The sequence below is a fragment of the Vibrio profundi genome, assembly GCF_005281835.1.
GTDB classification, from domain to species: Bacteria; Pseudomonadota; Gammaproteobacteria; order Enterobacterales; family Vibrionaceae; genus Vibrio; species Vibrio profundi.
On record NZ_RZIS01000011.1, the window covers coordinates 1 to 16,730 of the forward strand.

Sequence of the window (16,730 nt, forward strand, 5' to 3'; positions counted from 1 at the left end):
GTAACCATCTTACTTGGCGTGGTTATGGCTTCATCCTTTGTCTACGGTATCTATACCGGAATTAACGCCTCCTAACGGGGGCTTTTTTATATCTGGGTTCAGTATGAAATCGATAATTAATACCTTTGTTGCCCTGCTCTTTTTGATGGTTTCATGCCTGGTTTTTATGGCTCAATCCTACGCGGTTGATTGCCCTACAGGTCAAGTTGACCAAGGCGGCGTCTGCGTTTCTTCGTGTATGGTTCTTAAAGATTTGAATCGAACGGTCAGGTGGGACGCGTACGTTTATGGGGATAACCCCAATCGGTATTGTCGCGGTTCTACTGAGGGTCAAGTGGCGTGTGAATTGATTCTAACGGGCGCCGTTCAAGTCGATGCACCGAATAACGACCAATACTGGACGGGCGTATTTAAACATACAGGTGCTACATGTGCTTGGTCAGAACGGGGACGCTTCTTTGGTGATGAGCCCTTACCTTTTCCTTACGAAAATGACATCAACCACAACGGCATTGATGACGCTGAGGAAGATTTTGATGGTGACGGTATCCCTAACGGCATCGACCCAAATCCAAGTGAGGCCGATGGAGGCGTAACCGACAGAAACGGCGATAACATCCCTGATGAACTTGAACAATATGTCGATGAGTTAACCCCTAACACTTCTGTTATTTCAAAGGTTTATTGTGGCACTGGTAACTGTGAAGACATTAACACCATAGCCCGTACTACTTCTGATTTGTCTTCCGCTAACCATGAACTGGCTAAGTCGGTAAAGCTTCTCGCTATGTCCAGTCTTGACCGGGCTGATTTACATATCCTCAATCAAGGGGTAACGAGTACGGTTAGAAGCATTAAAGGTTCAGTGAGTGATATGTCCAATAACTTACAGAATATTTTCGGGCGTTCTAATCAAGCGGTGATTGATGCCGTGAACGGAATTGAAGTCAGTGGAGGCGGCTTGACGACGGCTCAAAACAGTTGGCTATTAGATAGTGTTCGCAACTCGGTGACCAACAAACAAAAGAACGACCAAATCATTGCAACTCAAAATACGCAATCCTCTCGCTTGAACCAAATCGAAATGAACCTGGCGAACAAAATTGAAGATATCTCTATCACTGGCGGCGTTGGCCTGACTCCTACCCAAGCAACCCAACTCAAGAACGCGGCCAACCGCTCTAATGGGGCAAAGAAAAATACCGACACCATCAAAAACCAAATGAGTGAAGCTCTGGATGTACTCAACCGAAATTATCGTAACTCTGACAAGCTAGACGCACTGGCCGAAGACGTTCGCATCGCTAAAAACAATTCTTCCCTTGCTTACGCGGTTTCCGATGACACGTTCTACGAGGTACAGGATCTTAATGAAAGTCTGTCTGCTCAAATCGACGGGTTAGCCACTAAGCTCGACGGCCTTGCTTCTGGTGGTGCTCCAACGGATGGTAATGGTTCCCAAGCCATCGCGGATTCTCTCAGCGGCATTTCTGACTCTATCGATAAGCTCGGCCAAGGGACTTTCACCAAACCGACACCAAGCGACACCTTTCAATCAGACTTTCTCTTTAGTGAAAGCGCATTCACTGAAATCAACACCGATATTGAAACACTCAAAACCGAATACGCCGCCCAGCTCGATGAGTTCAAGTCCCTACTCTCTATTGATGTTAGCGAGTTTGAACAAGGTTCCTACGTGGAACACCGTTTGGATTTAACGCTAAACGGTGGCAGCCACTCTTTCAAATCTGGAGTGCTTGATGCGCTCTTGGACAATAGCGAACTTATCTATGCGGTCATTATCTTTATTTGCGTGATTGCGGGTCTTCGTATGTTGGGGAATAACTAATGGAAGCTCTCACCACCTTTCTCAATTGGAGCGCTGAACAGTTCCAGTTCTTCTCGGATTTCCTTGTCGGTATTCCACAAATGATGATGGATCTCTTTTCGTATGTTCAGTTGTTCTTTTTGAAGCTCACCATCATGGCTCAAATCGAGTTCATGAAGCTGTCTTACAACTCCGCTCGAATCCTGCTCCAAGAAATTGGCTTTAACGATGCGCTTAAAACCGCGTTCAATATGCTGCCGGATGAAATCCGTTTCTACGCGTTCAAGTTTGGTATCCCTCAAGGACTGTCCATTCTTGCCAACTTCTTTACCACTGGCTTTGTTATGAGGATGACACGCTAATGGCCATCACTATTCGTACTGGGGCAAACGGCTCCTATAAATCCGCCTACACTGCCTACTTTGTTATCTATGAAGCGCTCAAGGCTGGCCGTGTTGTCGTGACCAACATTGAGGGCATGGAAACCGTTGCTTCCATCGAGAAACGCTTTGATTGTAAATTCCCCTCCACCACTAAATTGCTACGTATCTCATCAAGGGATGAAGCTGGCGTGTTTCTGTGGACGCATTTCTTTTGTTGGTGCCCGATTGGGGCGCTGATTGTGATAGATGAATGCCAAGATATCTACTCCAAGAACATCGGCTTTGATATGAAGAAAGTGAAGTATCAGCCTCTCGATACGTTCATCACTAAAGACCAGGGCAAAGACGGCCTACTGCCTGAATCTTATGTCGATTTCTTTAACTCTCGCTATATCCCTGCCGACATGAACGAACTCGAAGAATCGGAAACGGATGATAGAGGCGTTGCTCAATACGATGAGAACGGCCGCATTATCTATCCTCACACGTTCAACGAGGGGTTCATGCGTCACCGAAAATATAACTGGGATATCGAGCTGCTTTCACCGGACTGGAAACAAATCGATTCAGGCATCAAGGCTTGTGGTGAGCAGAACTTCTTTCATAAAGGCCGTGACCAGTTTTTTTGGTGCAAACGAAAGCCCCTGATTTGGAAACATGACAAGTCGGTCACTACACCCGTCATCCCCAAAAAGCTCGATGTAAACACGTTTAAAAAGAAAATCCCTCTTGATGCGTTCCTACTGTATAAATCAACAGGTACAGGGTTAGCGAAACAAGCCGGAGCTATGAACACTCTATTTCGTAGCCCCAAAGCCATTGCAGCTTTGTTGCTGTCCATCTTTTGCTTAGGTTACTTAATGTATGAAATATCCAATCGCCTTATTGATTCTTCTGAGGAAGATACGCAACCGCAAACGTCGCAATCTTCGTCTTCCGTTCTTGGCCAAAGCGACTCATCGAGTAAAACAACTGGTCAAAGTGATTCTGATGTATCTACTGGTGGGGATAGCAATCAAGCTAATCATGGGGATGTTGTTAAGAGTGTTTATATAGGAAAGATTCTACCTTTCGAGGGTATTCAGAAAGCGTTCGTGACGTCAGTGACGTTCGCCATTAAGGATAACAAGATTAACCGATACGTGAATTTAGAGGCCATCACTGCTGATGGTGTCTATAGCTTGAGCGAGGCTTTTCTTGATAACTACGACATTAGTTATCGAGTGATTGACCAATGTCTTTTAGAGCTAACACGAAACGGCCAAAGAAAGATGATCACATGCAAGCCGTTAGAGCAACGCGCTCAACGGCCTGAAACGATGAATGCAAAAGTCAGTTTGTTTTGAGGTGTCTATGGGTAACGTAATTCAGATAAGTGAAAGTGATTTTGTAGCCTTTTTAGAGGCGTTCTTTATGGCGGAGTTCTTGGCGGTTATCGCTGCGCTGATAACCTATGATGCAGCCTGTTATATGCTCGGTAAGCTTTTCGCCCCGCAGGGAAAAGAGAGTGCGGAGCGCGAACGAAGCACCAAGCCGCCCACTGAAGTTGAATAATTAGTTGCACTGAATCGGCGCGGTCAGTTACTCAGCACCTTGAGGCTGTGGCACTGCCCGTTCCTGCCAGAATCGCTCTTTAAGAAGCCTTGCCAGTTCGCAAGGCTTTTTTATGTTCGCCTGCTTTTAAGATCATTTGAGTGTCGAAAAGGATCTCTAGCGGTGCTGACCTGACAACGAGTGATGACGACGAAGACTGAGGAGGAAGAATGAGGCGGAGGGTCAAACCCCCGTGGTGTATCACGGGGGTAAATTCGACGTATTTTAAAGGTTCAGGCTCAAGTCTTTAATTGGGAAAGAGATACAACTCATTTAGTTAGCGGTATAATCTTCAAACTTTTGAATGATATCGACAACAACTAAACTTTCTTATATTTGACGGGATATAGTTAATCAAGAAAGTCCCATTTCAATAAGGGTATTCGACTTTATATGCCAACAGCAATTATCCATCCCGAGTCAACAGATAGCTTCGATTGGTCTATTGTAAATAATGACGTAATCGCTACTGGAAAAAGCCACCTCCTAGAAAAGCACTTGAGAAACAATCTAAAAGAGCAGCATAAGCTGATTTTAGAAACCATTATTGAGATATCATCAGCCAGAGGGGATTACAATGAAAGAAACTACCCACTAAGCTTACCGTATAACAGAAAAAAACTGTTAGACAGTGTGGACGAGATATACCTTTCCAATCTTCGCCTATTTTTGGACCATATAACAGAACCAATCTTGTTAGGTCGTATTTACGAAATTCTTTGGTTAAAGAGTAAGAAGAAATCAAAACTTGATGCTGAAAATGCTATCGATCAATACATTCAGGTAAAAATAAATCCTCAAAATTTTTTCTTAGCTACCAAGTATTGTCTGGCTAGAGCTTTCATATACATAAAAATGTTTAAGAGAGAACAGTCCTTAACTCTCCTTGAAGACAAACTGAAAGCATTGATGTCACTTCATAAATCCGATTTGGAGTTCTACCTTCACTTACTCAAATTTTGTCACGAGTTCTCTATTTTTCGTTCTGACGACCAGTCAACAGCAAAGTTATGCCGAAATATCTTTGAAGATTGTATGAAGGAAAAACGGTTTGATTTAGCGAAAAGGTATATTGGCTTAGCTGAAGATAAGTTTCGTCTCCTTAACGACAGTAAGTCAAAATCCAAAATGTTAGAGCTAAGTGGGGATGCTTGGTTAGAAGAAGCTAAAAGCAGGTCTTCTGACACAAAGTTCGTACTGAGTAGCCTTTTCAGTAACGCAATACAAACTTATTTAAAAATCCCAAAATCTCATAGAACCAGCCTAATCAACGACAAAATAGAAGAATGTAAAAAGCTTAGACAAGATACGAGCGAAACTACATTTGACGAGATGCCTGTTTTCTCCCATGAACAAGATGTGAGTGACCTTGCACTAGACGCACGCGATCGGGTATCAGGAAAGGACACACCACAAGTGGCGATTGGTTCACTATGTAGTTTTCCGATAGCATTAAATGTTCATCAACTTATAGAGTTAGTTGAACAATCAAGAGCCAATTTTCCTTTATCAAGCCTGATGAGTAATGTTTACCTTTCTTCAGATGGCAGAGTTGTTGGCCATAGCTCAGCTATAGCATTAGACGAATCAGTTACATCAGAAAATATAACTAACTTCGCCAACTTCAATTTAATAGCCAGTAGTAATATTGGAGTTATGGTTCAAGGGATGATACTCCCAGCCGTAAGACAAATCACCGAAGAATTCCTAATTGATCAGTCTCTGATGCTTGAACTATGTGAGCAGGCACCGCTAGTCGAGTCAGGTCGATACCAAATCATTTCAAAAGCATTACTAGCTGGGTTTAACCTAGAGTTTGATGTGGCAGTTCACCTTTTGATACCACAGATCGAACACTTTGTAAGAAGCTCACTTCGAGAAAACGATAAGCTGGTACATACAAGTGAACCTGACCACACAGCTGAAGTTTCAAGCCTAAATTTTCTACTTCATGAGCCAATGGCTAAGGAAGTGTTTGATGAGTCTTTGTTATTCGAGCTAAAAGTATTGTTTGCAAACGAAACTAGCTTTAATTTTAGGAACAGACTTGCCCATGGGTTATGTGACGATAGTGATAGCTACTCTTCGGAATCTATCTATATTTGGTGGAGATATTTACGTTTGGTATTAGGCTCACTTGCCTTAAGTACCCCCCCTAGCGACTAGCTAGCTTTTATTGAGGGTGGCAAGCACCCTCATAACTAAGTTCATTTTGATTTTATACGTTCAATCGCTCTAGCTAACTTAATAAGGCGCGTAGAAGTTCTTAGTTCAAGTTCTGATTGGATCTCTAATAGGGCGATGCCGGCTAACAACTCTTGAGGAGTTACTAACTGGCCAGTCGGTAACTTCATACGATTATTCTGCATCTTGAAAAGTTGCCATTCCTTCTCGTCACTTAATTCCCTACCCTTAACCATTCTCATAAGCCTTTTACACTCAGGGGGAATGGGTTTACCTTTATCCCATTCAGTGACAGTTATCACAGATTTAAAACATAGCGCGGCAACTTGCTGTTTGGTCATCATGCATTCCAATTCGCGAAATATATAGTTTTTAGTCATATCGCGGTACTTCATTGGTAAAACCTCTAAATAAAAGAGGCTTTATATATTTATGAAATGAATTGATATTCAACATAATTCTAGATAATACGCACTGAGAGGTTTGATTTACATATAGGGCCAATGCACCACAAGCCATTGAAATACTTGATAAACCATGCCCATTAAACTTTTTTGCGATGCTGCTCCACAGTGTCTGTGCTTCGTGCGTTTTGGACTTATCTAAAGCAAGCCCAACTAAGGCTTTTTCTTTATCTTCACCAACGGCATCCGCCATCATAAGTATCTGATTCTCTTTTAGATATGAGTGTCCTTTACTAACGTCGGTAAGCATTTATGGGCTTACACCTAAATCTACTGCGAGCCGTTTATATTCCACATGCTAATTCTAAGAGTATTTATTCGAGTTAGCCGATTAATCTAGACAATGCTAAAGATGCTGGCTTTCTTAACTACGTTATGTCTTTAATGCTTTTCATAAGCACCTTGTTTCGACTGTTTTTCGTAATGCTTGTCTAAGCCTTTGGCTTTGAGCTTTTTTAAGCCTCGATTAAATGCTGAAAGTAACTCGTCTGAGCGCTTAGACTTTTTAGTAATTATAAGTGAGTATGACTTTTCGACTAGTGGTGTTGGATGCATCGATATTTGGTCTTGTACTCCAAGGCGCTCGATAAAACTTTCACCAACTTCTGGAAACTCAAATAAAATATCCAACCGGCCAGCCAGTAACTTTCGATAGTTACCCATTTGATTCTCAATTCTATCTATCACTATCGTCTTATCATGTTCAAACTTAGATACCCCGTAATCGTAACCAAGCACACCACCAATTTTTAAACCTTGAAGATCGTTGACATCGTTCCAGTTGAAATTCAAATTTGAACGATAAAATATAGCAATTGGTACAGATAGTATTTCATCAGAAAAAAGTACTACCTTCTGTCGACTTGGAGTTTTTGAATACACAAACGTACCATCAATATCACCACTAGACACCTTTTGGAAACCCCTCGCCCAAGGTAAATAGATAAGCTCTACTTCATAACCTTCTAACTCGTAAGCTTCCACGACGATTTGAGCGACATAACCGCCGTTACGAAGGCTCTGGGATAAATAAGGATACCATTCCCCTGACGCCAGACGAACTTTTCCCGCAGACCAGCAGTCCACAGACCAGAGCAATAACAATATGAATAAGTATGGCTTCTTCATTTATGTTCGATCGTTTGCAACTAACACTCTAATTCTAGCTCAATACAACTCATACAGAGTGACCACGTAACTAGTTTCGATATTCAAAATATTTCAATTTCCTTTTACCAGCCATCAAAGCTTATTTATTACAAACCAGCCCTGGCGTCACTATTTTTGACACCAATTGGCGAACTTGTAACACTTTCCTTTCTAGCTGTAAGTAAATTACAGATATTATTACAAAACTATACTGAGTTAATACACTAAGACTGTAACTCCTTGATTATATTTAATTTTATCGGTTCGATTAGATCAATTGATTAGGGTTGTGAGATTTGAGATTTATAATGTGTCGAGGTATACCATTTAGTTATAGTGCTCTATAAAGTAAAAGGCAGTGTTACCTGCCCTATTTTTCACTCACTTCTTTTCTGATTTGTTCTGCAACAATTTTGATGGCTTCAGCAGTGCTGATCCCCTGAGTCATTAATTCTTGAATTCGTTCAACGGCTTTTTGCTGTTCTTCATGGGATAGTGTTGGTAGGTCATTTAGCATGGTCGACTCCTTATATTTTAGGAGCCGACTATATAAGGAGTCTTAGTAGCTAGCAAGGAAATTTATTGAAGCGCCCATTGAGTTTTCATTTGTATAGTTTGCGCTTAGATCCAACTCAAACAGATTTAGTGGAGACAGACCGATACCTGCGGTGATCGTCCCTTCAGAGTCTGAGTATGCTAAGTTTTGATAATAGCCTGCTCTAACTTGGAGTTGTCGAAGAAGGTCGACCTCCCCCCCTACTCGTATCATTTGAACATTGTCATTGAACGTAGAAAATTTAGTTGCTTCATTTAAATCGTAGTCAACACTCAATGTAAAGTAATCAGCAACAATACCTGCACCCACCGTATATACAGCTTCAACTTCGTATTTATACTTTGCGTTTACTGTCCTGGACTCATCTCTAGCAGTGTTGTAAATTTCCTGCGTTAAATCTACTGTATTGATTGAGCGTGGTACCATATTTTTCGCGGAAATGCCTGCACGGAACGGGCCGTAAAACCATACAGCACCAGCGTCAACATTTAGTATTGTCTTACCAGTGTCATTTTCTCGTAAATCTGCGGTGTCATAATTACTCGCAGAGGCAATGTAGTTATACGTATAAATACGTTGTAATTTAGGTGAGACGCCGAACGCAATATGTTGACCCATAAAGGTTTGATATTTTGCTAATGCGATACCGAGTTCAGTCACCGCTACAGTTACACCTTTAATAGCTGTTAATTCCGCATTATCAACAGCATCAACCTCGCTAGTCCACACATCTGGCGTAATATAACTTTCGGTGTAAGCTTTAGCAAAAACATTTGCTGCCAAAAACTGATTCGGTATACCAAAAGCAACAGCCCCACCAAGTTCAAACTGCAACTCATCCCCCTGCATTGCTGCTAGTGTCGTATTAATTGTTGCGATGTCACCATCTGTCGCGGCTGCAGCTAAGGTGTCGATTTCATCAACGAGATCGTCCTCATTATTATATGTAAGACCAAAACTCGGTAGTAGCATCCCAGCGTCATCGTTGCGTCGATAGATTGCAGTTAATGCTGGATTATAGAAAGGCGCGGTAAGATAACTTGCGGAAACTACACCAACTCCACCCATCGCGTCCCCTCGGGCTTCAATAGAATAGTTTCCCCCAGCAAACGCCGGTAACGCTGCCAGTGACAATGATGTTGCGATTATTTTAGTATAATTCTTCATGCTGATTATTCTTTGTTATATCCCTAACTAAGTTAACGGCATAAGTGTAATTTACTTTAATTCCTCTTCGCTAGAAATATCATACGTTTTACTTATCGTTTGCGTTTGTTCGATTACTATATCGCCTTGCCAACGCGCATGATTCATCGAAACGGCTAAAACATACCTATCATTCGAGAACTTGTTGTTTTCTAGCGTCTTTGGATAGTCCGATTCAAAGGTCTTTCCCCACACTTGTTCATACTGTCCTTCTACATAATCGTACAACCCAACATCCAATGTTGGTAATGGGCAATATGGGTTGAGCAGCTCTTTTTTGTCAATAATCCAGGAGTCTTTAGAAGACCACCTTACTTGTTGTCGAATAGAAAATTCACCAAGAACGATCCACGTACTCCAAGAGCGGTTAGAATCACCCGAGACTGTTAGCCTATATAAGCCTGATTCCAAAGAATTGCCAAGGTTATAACGCTTCTTATATACGTCATTCGCCCCATCTATAGATTTACTTTGGTTAAAGTCACTATCGGTAGAGATAGTCTTATCCACCCATTTGGTTAGATCAATCTCAGAGACTCTATTTTTTGACTCTACTTCAACGACTAACCTATAAGTATCTCTGCCAGGGCTTTGAATGGCATGTCGCCTAACAGTAACTGCATTTAACCATTCAGGAATCGAAGGTTTAGTCAGGCTTTTTCCACAGTCTTTATTTAATGATTGCGCAAACAATTCATTTAGATGCTGTCTGTGCTGTTTAGACTCACTGCTTTGCCAGACTTCAACTAACGAGCTGAACATAGTCGGTAAGTCGTTGTCCAAAATATGTTTATGGACTTGTGTTAGAGAATTACTTTCTTTAAACCAGTCGTTAGCCTGTGCAGGGTTGCACAAGCTAAACAGTAAACCTAACGTGATCGTTCTTTTAAGCATTACGCCTTCATCTTGTAACCAACACCACGCAGAGTTTCAATCTCTAGCCCCGGCAGTTTTTGTCTTAGCTGGAGAACGTGTGTATCAACAGTACGGGTTGTTGGGAAATGGTTATATCCCCACACATGGTCTAGTAGTTCATCACGGGTGAATACACGCCCTAGATTACTGGCTAAAAACAGCAGTAAGTCAAATTCGGTGCGTGTCAACGTAATTGCTTCTCCATTAAACAGCACCTCACGAGTCGCCTTATCGATCACTAAGTTTTCGGTTGTAACCTTTGAAGTGTCTTGTTCTTCTGAATCTGGTAGTCGCAACTGTGCACGAATACGTGCAAATAGCTCGGCTTCAGCGAATGGTTTCGTTAAATAATCATTCGCACCGGAATCTAACCCTGCCACTTTATCCTTAACGGTAACTAAAGCAGTAAGTAGAATGACAGGCACATCTTTCTTTTTCTTCCAAGATGCTAAGTGTTCAACTGAATCTCCGTCCGGAAGCTGACGATCTAGAACAACTAGATCGGCTTGTTCCCAGTAAGCTTCAACTTCAGAGATTCTTTCAGCATGTAAACAGTCATAACCAGCTTGCTCCAAGCTCACTAATAGACCGTCTGCTAGGTTTTTATCGTCTTCAACTAGAAGCAATGTCTGTTTCACAAGGTATCTCCAAAATAAATGTAGTCGGTGGACCAATCAGGGTCATTTTTCCCCCCATTTTTCCAACCATTGATTCAACAATTGTTAGGCCTAATCCTAATCCACTTTTACTCACAAATGGCTTTCGTAATTCAGCCCAATTTTTGCGAGACAAGTCTCCATTATCTATTACTTTAAATGTCAGGCCTTTGTCAGATGTATCAAGCTGTAAAGTAACAGGCGCAACACCATATTTCACAGCGTTTCGTATTAAGTTATCTATGCATGTCCCTAACCAATAGACGTTTACTTTTGCAGCAATATCTTGGTTAATAACGAGCTGGATTCCAGGTTCAAATTCTTCTTCAATTTTGTACTCTAGCCAATCTCTTACGCTTGGGATCCATTCTGTTGCAAGGGGTTGATTATCTGATTGAAGATAATCTTTACTGGCTTCAGCCAACTGTCGTAAACGGCGCGTATCTTCACATAACCGTCTGAATTCATCGTATACCGATTCAGGTAAATGCTCAAACTCCCTTCTAAAGCCTTCAACGGTTAAAGACAGGCTAGCTATCGGAGTTCTTAATTCATGCGTTAGGATTTGTAAGACTAACATCCGGCTTTTTAGTTCTTGTTTTTTGCTGTTCCAGCGATAAAGGGCCCAACCAATCACAAGCAAAATATTGGCAATCACCAACACGATCATACTGATGCGTAATACTTGTGAGTGATCTTCAACATCCCAACAAATATTGCCACGCTGTACAAAACAACTACTGTCTTCAGACGACAACTTAAAAGTCAGCCCTACTTCTTCAGCATTAGTTTTCCAAACGCTGTCATCATACAAATAGTATTGATCGCCTCTTCGAATCCACATTTTGTCTTGTTCGACAAACATGCTTGCACCGGAGATCAATGCAGTGATCGCTTCGCTATCCATATGCTTCAAGCGATCGAGTAACCCATCACCTTCAAGGTTATTACGCTCTTGAATATGCATGAACTTCTTCAGGGTTTCGAATTTGTCTGGATACTTTTCAACGTAACGTGCAGCGTATGTTCCACCACCAGGGTGGATTAACCCGCTACGGCTAAACCAACGAGTTCCGAGTTTGGTACCTTTGCACAGTGCTCGTGTAAAAACTAAAGGCTCTGTGATCAAAGGACTAAGTGGAAGTTTTCCGCTACAAGTTTTAGAAAGTTGATATAAACGTTGGATATCTTTCAATGGATACTTGGCGGTCTGAGGAAGCATTGAAGATGGAGTCAGCAACTTGGTTGGGTAATCAGCTTGTAAGATCCTGATATCGTAAGACTCTACCGCATTATGAAGTTCAAACTTTTTACTGAAGTTATCGATACGTTCAGGTAACGAATCTGCAAACGCCTTCGCAGAGAGCAAAAGTAATAAAGGTGTCAGTATTTTGATTCGTTTTATCGTCACTATTATTATAGAACCAATTCATTCAATTAAATCAAATATATACTATATGCGTTCAAAGATAAAATGGTTGTACTGACTGCTACGGTTACAAAACACGACTTAATCTATTTATTTGTTTCCAGGAACTTAAACAAAGAAAAGCCAGCACGAAGGCTGGCTTTGTATTCAACTACAAAATTAAAGTGCGCGAGAAATCGCATCCACACTCTCTTTTGCATCACCAAAGAGCATTTGAGTGTTGTCTTTAAAGAATAGCGGGTTTTGAACACCGGCATAACCCGTATTCATTGAGCGCTTAAACACAACGACGTTTTGTGCATCCCAAACTTCTAGTACAGGCATTCCGGCAATAGGACTATTTGGATCTTCCAGTGCAGCTGGGTTCACCGTGTCGTTTGCGCCAATTACCAATACTGTGTCTGTGTCGCTAAAGTCTTCATTGATTTCATCCATTTCTAGAACGACATCATATGGCACTTTCGCTTCTGCAAGCAGAACATTCATATGACCTGGTAGTCGGCCAGCGACAGGGTGAATACCAAATCGAACGTTAATACCTTGGGCGCGAAGCTTTTCAGTAATTTCATGCACTGGGTACTGAGCCTGTGCTACCGCCATGCCATATCCCGGTGTGATGATGACGTTTTTCGAGTTTTTAAGCATTTCCGCTACTTCTTCAGCAGAAGCCTCACGATGCTCACCTTGATCTTCTACTTCAGAAGAAGTCGACACTTCTTGGCCAAATCCACCAGCAATGACACTGATAAAAGAACGGTTCATTGCTTTACACATTATGTATGAAAGAATTGCACCTGATGAACCGACTAACGCACCAGTTACAATTAACAGGTCGTTCGCTAGCATGAAACCAGCTGCTGCTGCAGCCCAGCCAGAGTATGAGTTCAACATAGAAACAACAACTGGCATATCAGCACCGCCGATAGACGCCACCAAGTGATAACCGAATGCAAACGCAATCAATGTCATGACGATAAGCGCGAACATACTTCCATCTGCTTCGACGAAACGAGTTAGTAAGAACGCCGATACAACAATCGCTGCTAAGTTCCATTTATGCTTGTGCGGAATGTTAAGCGCAGAAGAAGAAATAATGCCTCGAAGCTTACCAAATGCCACAATTGAACCAGTGAAAGTCACAGCACCGATAAATACACCTAAGAATACTTCAACAAGGTGAATCACATGCTCAGCGTGGCTCGCCGCTTCTGGTGCATCAATATAACTATTGAAACCTACCAATACCGCTGCCATACCAACAAAGCTGTGCAAAATAGCAACGAGCTCTGGCATTTCAGTCATTTCAACTTTCTTTGCGTAATGAATACCAATACCGCCACCGATCACCATCGCAATAATGATCCAAACTACACCTTCGGAATGTGGTCCGAAGATCGTCGCTAACAACGCAATAGCCATACCTGTGATGCCATAGTAGTTACCTGCGCGAGCAGATTCCTGTTTTGACAACCCAGCTAGGCTCATAATAAAGAATACAGCAGCAACAATATAAGCTGCTTGTACTAATCCTGCAGACATGTGTTACTCCTTTTAGTCTTTACGGAACATTTCAAGCATACGTTTGGTAACGGTAAAGCCGCCAAATATGTTTATGCTTGCAATGAGAACTGCGATGAACGCTAAGAAAGTTACAACGCCACTTCCTTGGCCTATTTGTAGCAATGCACCAACCACAATGATGCCCGAAATAGCATTGGTTACCGACATAAGTGGCGTATGCAATGCATGTGTCACATTCCAAACTACGTAGTAACCCACCACACATGCCAAAACAAATACAGTAAAGTGAGCTAAGAAAGCAGGAGGAGCTACAGATGCGATCCAAGCAAAAGCCCCTACGCCGATAGCGATCGCCGCGATCTTCTTAACTGGAGAGACAGGCTCTTCTACTTTAGGCTCTGGCTTTTTCGGTGCTTCAACTTTTGCTTGAGGCTGAGCGGAAACTTGAATTGGTGGGGCTGGCCACGTGATTTCCCCCTCCTTAATGACGGTAACACCACGTAATACAACATCTTCAAAATCTATGTTGATATTGCCATCTTTTTCTTTACATAACAGCTTAACAAGGTTGACGAGGTTTGTAGCATAAAGCTGAGAGGACTGCGTAGGCAAACGGCCGACCATGTCTGTGTAACCAACCACTTTAACGCCGTTATCCGTCATGATCACTTGGTCAGCGACTGTATACTCACAGTTACCACCATTTGCAGCAGCTAGGTCAACGATCACGCTACCCGCTTTCATGCTATCTACCATTTCTTTTGTGATCAGTTTTGGAGCTGGTCGACCAGGAATTAACGCAGTCGTAATAATGATATCTACGTCTTTAGCTTGTTCTGCATAAAGCTCTTCCGCTTTTTTATTGAAAGCATCAGACATTTCTTTTGCGTAGCCATCACCAGCGCCAGTATCTTCTTGGAAATCAACCTCCAGGAATTCCGCGCCCATTGATTCAACTTGCTCTTTCACTTCAGGGCGAACATCAAATGAACGTACGATCGCCCCTAAGCTGCCTGCCGCTCCAATTGCCGCCAAGCCTGCAACACCAGCCCCAGCCACTAAAACTTTTGCCGGTGGAACTTTACCTGCAGCCGTAATTTGACCAGTAAAGAATCGACCAAACTCATGAGCCGCTTCAACAACTGCTCGGTAACCTGCAATATTCGCCATCGAGCTCAAAGCGTCTAACGCCTGCGCTCTGGAAATACGTGGCACAGAATCCATGGCAAGCACGTTGATATTCTTGCTTGAAAGCTTCTTCATTAATTCAGGATTTTGAGCAGGCCAAATAAAGCTAACTAAGCTTGCGCCTTCGTTAAGCTGCTCAATTTCATTGATACCGTTAGCTTCATCTACTAATGGTGCATTTACTTTAAAGATAATATCTGAATCCCAAGCTTCTTCTTTAGACACAATTGTCGCGCCTGAAGCTTCATAAGCAGCATCTTCAAAGCTCGCTAAGGCTCCTGCCTGAGATTCAACACAGACTTCAAAACCTAACTTTAATAGCTGTTCGACCGATTTAGGTGAAGCAGCAACTCGCGTTTCGCCCGCGAGGGCTTCTCTTGGTACACCAATTTGCACTTTGTACTCCTTGTGAATTATATCTGTGTATACGTGAGGTAGCGTTCACGATTGAATCGATTTACTAGCAGGATTTAATCGTTTGTACCCTTGCATGCAATTTAGGCATCTAATGACATTACTCGAAGATAGACTAAAGTGGTACTGTTCAGATCAAGTTTTCATTAAATGAAATCGATACTTCATATAACTAAAATTCACTGATTAGTTAATAAGTTACGATTAAAGCCAATTTGTTGTGGTATGACCTTTGAGCTAAATTAAACTCGTATAGCAATCGTCACTTTAATGTTTAAAACGTGACAACGTATCGCTCGATTAGCTCAAATACAGGGTGGCTATCATGATTTGAAACAAGGTAGAGGTTGACGAGTATGTTTGGTAACACCCATAAAAAAGAGCTATTCGCATGAAGCGGGTAGCCCTAGATTAGTTCGGTGAATTGATTGATTTCGTTTAGCTAAAAATGCCATCACCCATTTGATCGATAAACATCTGTGATTTTTTAAGCATCAGCTCATTAGCATCGTCTTTATTTGACACAACATCAGAGCGGATGAATCTGTGACTTTTGGTTTCCCCATCAATTTCTTTTTCAATTCGACCAGCGACTCGATATTGCCCCGAGTCTGGCATCGCTTCTTGGTAGATAAAGAAGCCTTTATATTCGACTGGCTCGACTGACTCTTTCTGTTCAGCTTCATTTGTTTTGCCGCCAAACAGCATTGAAAATAGTCCCACTCAATTCTCCTTTGGATTAACTACTACTGACGATGACTTAACAGTGGCTTCTCGAACCACTCTAGTTCGACATCATCATCAAAACTTGGGTGTGTGAAGATAATAGGAATATCATCAGAACGGTTTTTCCGTCTATCGTCAAGGATCATTGACTCTGCATTCTTGATCGCTATCTCACTATTCTTTTTATAGAGGACCAATTTCTCTTCAGGTAGCGCCGATAAGAAGTCTATATCAAATCGTATGTAGATTGGTCGAAGCTGACACAACGCCAAACAGGCCAAATCAGCCAATTGTTCGTTGTCGTATTTGTTAACGTATTCATCCTTGGCCAATACATGACCGACTAGCGTTTCCATATAGTTATGTACATCGACACTAATTTGCATTTTTTGACCTCTCGTCCGTAACTACCTAACACATTTATACTATTTAGCCTCATTAAAGTGTAATAGCAAATAGAAACTTATATGAATAAAGTTGATGCTTTTTTAAACGTGAGCCATATTTTTATTTAGAAT

Annotated in this window: 16 protein-coding genes and 1 pseudogene; 5 read left to right on the forward strand and 12 right to left on the reverse strand. The window is 41.9% G+C overall.

The genetic code is table 11. From position 1 onward, the window contains the following. Positions 1 to 166: 166 nt before the first annotated feature. The 5 genes from ELZ11_RS20435 to ELZ11_RS20455 all read left to right on the forward strand — a co-directional run bounded on the left by ELZ11_RS20435 (position 167) and on the right by ELZ11_RS20455 (position 5,970). Entirely contained in the window at positions 167 to 1,849 is a 1,683-nt protein-coding gene (locus ELZ11_RS20435; protein ID WP_137359235.1) for a hypothetical protein, read from the forward strand. After that, complete coding sequence (locus tag ELZ11_RS20440) at positions 1,849 to 2,190, forward strand: DUF2523 family protein (protein WP_137359236.1); 342 nt, start codon at positions 1,849 to 1,851, stop codon at positions 2,188 to 2,190. The genes ELZ11_RS20435 and ELZ11_RS20440 overlap by 1 nt, the downstream gene beginning before the upstream one ends. Continuing rightward, positions 2,190 to 3,557, forward strand: coding sequence for a zonular occludens toxin domain-containing protein (locus tag ELZ11_RS20445; protein WP_137359237.1), 1,368 nt, complete (start codon positions 2,190 to 2,192; stop codon positions 3,555 to 3,557). Before ELZ11_RS20440 ends, ELZ11_RS20445 begins: the two co-directional genes overlap by 1 nt. A gap of 7 nt (positions 3,558 to 3,564) precedes the next feature. Then, complete coding sequence (locus ELZ11_RS20450; RefSeq protein ID WP_137359238.1) at positions 3,565 to 3,765, forward strand: hypothetical protein; 201 nt, start codon at positions 3,565 to 3,567, stop codon at positions 3,763 to 3,765. Between the two features lie 432 nt (positions 3,766 to 4,197). After that, positions 4,198 to 5,970 (forward strand): DUF4209 domain-containing protein, encoded by a 1,773-nt coding sequence (locus tag ELZ11_RS20455; RefSeq protein WP_137359239.1) that lies wholly within the window; start codon positions 4,198 to 4,200, stop codon positions 5,968 to 5,970. A 41-nt stretch (positions 5,971 to 6,011) separates the two neighbouring features. Here the strand turns inward: ELZ11_RS20455 and ELZ11_RS20460 are convergent, their stop codons facing one another. The 12 genes and pseudogenes from ELZ11_RS20460 to ELZ11_RS20515 form a co-directional block, all read right to left on the reverse strand. Continuing rightward, a complete protein-coding gene (locus ELZ11_RS20460; RefSeq protein ID WP_137359240.1) occupies positions 6,012 to 6,383 on the reverse strand; it encodes a regulator in 372 nt (123 codons plus the stop codon). A gap of 70 nt (positions 6,384 to 6,453) precedes the next feature. Then, positions 6,454 to 6,747: pseudogene (locus ELZ11_RS20465) on the reverse strand (DUF3693 domain-containing protein); the annotation flags it as partial. Between the two features lie 86 nt (positions 6,748 to 6,833). Next, complete coding sequence (locus tag ELZ11_RS20470) at positions 6,834 to 7,580, reverse strand: substrate-binding periplasmic protein (protein WP_137359242.1); 747 nt, start codon at positions 7,578 to 7,580, stop codon at positions 6,834 to 6,836. Positions 7,581 to 7,971: 391 nt separating this feature from the next. After that, positions 7,972 to 8,118, reverse strand: coding sequence for a YoaH family protein (locus ELZ11_RS20475; protein WP_137359243.1), 147 nt, complete (start codon positions 8,116 to 8,118; stop codon positions 7,972 to 7,974). Positions 8,119 to 8,160: 42 nt separating this feature from the next. Beyond that, the gene (locus tag ELZ11_RS20480) at positions 8,161 to 9,324 is read right to left on the reverse strand and encodes a conjugal transfer protein TraF (RefSeq protein WP_137359244.1); all 1,164 of its coding nucleotides are present in this window, start codon (positions 9,322 to 9,324) and stop codon (positions 8,161 to 8,163) included. A 51-nt stretch (positions 9,325 to 9,375) separates the two neighbouring features. Further along, entirely contained in the window at positions 9,376 to 10,257 is an 882-nt protein-coding gene (locus ELZ11_RS20485) for a DUF2861 family protein (protein WP_137359245.1), read from the reverse strand. Next, positions 10,257 to 10,916 carry a response regulator transcription factor VxrB gene (vxrB, locus tag ELZ11_RS20490; protein ID WP_137359246.1) on the reverse strand — a complete coding sequence of 220 codons (660 nt, stop codon included), beginning with the start codon at positions 10,914 to 10,916 and terminating at the stop codon, positions 10,257 to 10,259. The genes ELZ11_RS20485 and vxrB overlap by 1 nt, the downstream gene beginning before the upstream one ends. Further along, a complete protein-coding gene (vxrA, locus tag ELZ11_RS20495; RefSeq protein ID WP_244291690.1) occupies positions 10,891 to 12,345 on the reverse strand; it encodes a sensor histidine kinase VxrA in 1,455 nt (484 codons plus the stop codon). The genes vxrB and vxrA overlap by 26 nt, the downstream gene beginning before the upstream one ends. 177 nt (positions 12,346 to 12,522) lie before the next feature. Then, positions 12,523 to 13,902, reverse strand: a complete 1,380-nt coding sequence (gene pntB / locus ELZ11_RS20500) for a Re/Si-specific NAD(P)(+) transhydrogenase subunit beta (RefSeq protein WP_137359248.1) — start codon at positions 13,900 to 13,902, stop codon at positions 12,523 to 12,525. A gap of 12 nt (positions 13,903 to 13,914) precedes the next feature. Then, on the reverse strand, positions 13,915 to 15,468 hold the full coding sequence (locus ELZ11_RS20505) for a Re/Si-specific NAD(P)(+) transhydrogenase subunit alpha (RefSeq protein WP_137359249.1): 1,554 nt from the start codon (positions 15,466 to 15,468) through the stop codon (positions 13,915 to 13,917). 456 nt (positions 15,469 to 15,924) lie between these two features. Beyond that, positions 15,925 to 16,209, reverse strand: a complete 285-nt coding sequence (locus ELZ11_RS20510; protein WP_137359250.1) for an HlyU family transcriptional regulator — start codon at positions 16,207 to 16,209, stop codon at positions 15,925 to 15,927. A 23-nt stretch (positions 16,210 to 16,232) separates the two neighbouring features. Next, positions 16,233 to 16,598, reverse strand: coding sequence for a late competence development ComFB family protein (locus tag ELZ11_RS20515; protein WP_137359251.1), 366 nt, complete (start codon positions 16,596 to 16,598; stop codon positions 16,233 to 16,235). Positions 16,599 to 16,730 lie beyond the last annotated feature (132 nt).

What these genes read in the sequence shown, in the direction of transcription:
- ELZ11_RS20480 (WP_137359244.1), bottom strand. Translation starts at nt 9,324, where the DNA reads ATGAAGAATTATACTAAAATAATCGCAACATCATTGTCACTGGCAGCG.
- ELZ11_RS20485 (WP_137359245.1), bottom strand. Translation starts at nt 10,257, where the DNA reads ATGCTTAAAAGAACGATCACGTTAGGTTTACTGTTTAGCTTGTGCAAC.
- ELZ11_RS20440 (WP_137359236.1), top strand. Translation starts at nt 1,849, where the DNA reads ATGGAAGCTCTCACCACCTTTCTCAATTGGAGCGCTGAACAGTTCCAG.
- pntB (WP_137359248.1), bottom strand. Translation starts at nt 13,902, where the DNA reads ATGTCTGCAGGATTAGTACAAGCAGCTTATATTGTTGCTGCTGTATTC.
- ELZ11_RS20445 (WP_137359237.1), top strand. Translation starts at nt 2,190, where the DNA reads ATGGCCATCACTATTCGTACTGGGGCAAACGGCTCCTATAAATCCGCC.
- ELZ11_RS20455 (WP_137359239.1), top strand. Translation starts at nt 4,198, where the DNA reads ATGCCAACAGCAATTATCCATCCCGAGTCAACAGATAGCTTCGATTGG.
- ELZ11_RS20435 (WP_137359235.1), top strand. Translation starts at nt 167, where the DNA reads ATGGCTCAATCCTACGCGGTTGATTGCCCTACAGGTCAAGTTGACCAA.
- ELZ11_RS20450 (WP_137359238.1), top strand. Translation starts at nt 3,565, where the DNA reads ATGGGTAACGTAATTCAGATAAGTGAAAGTGATTTTGTAGCCTTTTTA.
- ELZ11_RS20475 (WP_137359243.1), bottom strand. Translation starts at nt 8,118, where the DNA reads ATGCTAAATGACCTACCAACACTATCCCATGAAGAACAGCAAAAAGCC.
- ELZ11_RS20460 (WP_137359240.1), bottom strand. Translation starts at nt 6,383, where the DNA reads ATGAAGTACCGCGATATGACTAAAAACTATATATTTCGCGAATTGGAA.
- ELZ11_RS20470 (WP_137359242.1), bottom strand. Translation starts at nt 7,580, where the DNA reads ATGAAGAAGCCATACTTATTCATATTGTTATTGCTCTGGTCTGTGGAC.
- ELZ11_RS20515 (WP_137359251.1), bottom strand. Translation starts at nt 16,598, where the DNA reads ATGCAAATTAGTGTCGATGTACATAACTATATGGAAACGCTAGTCGGT.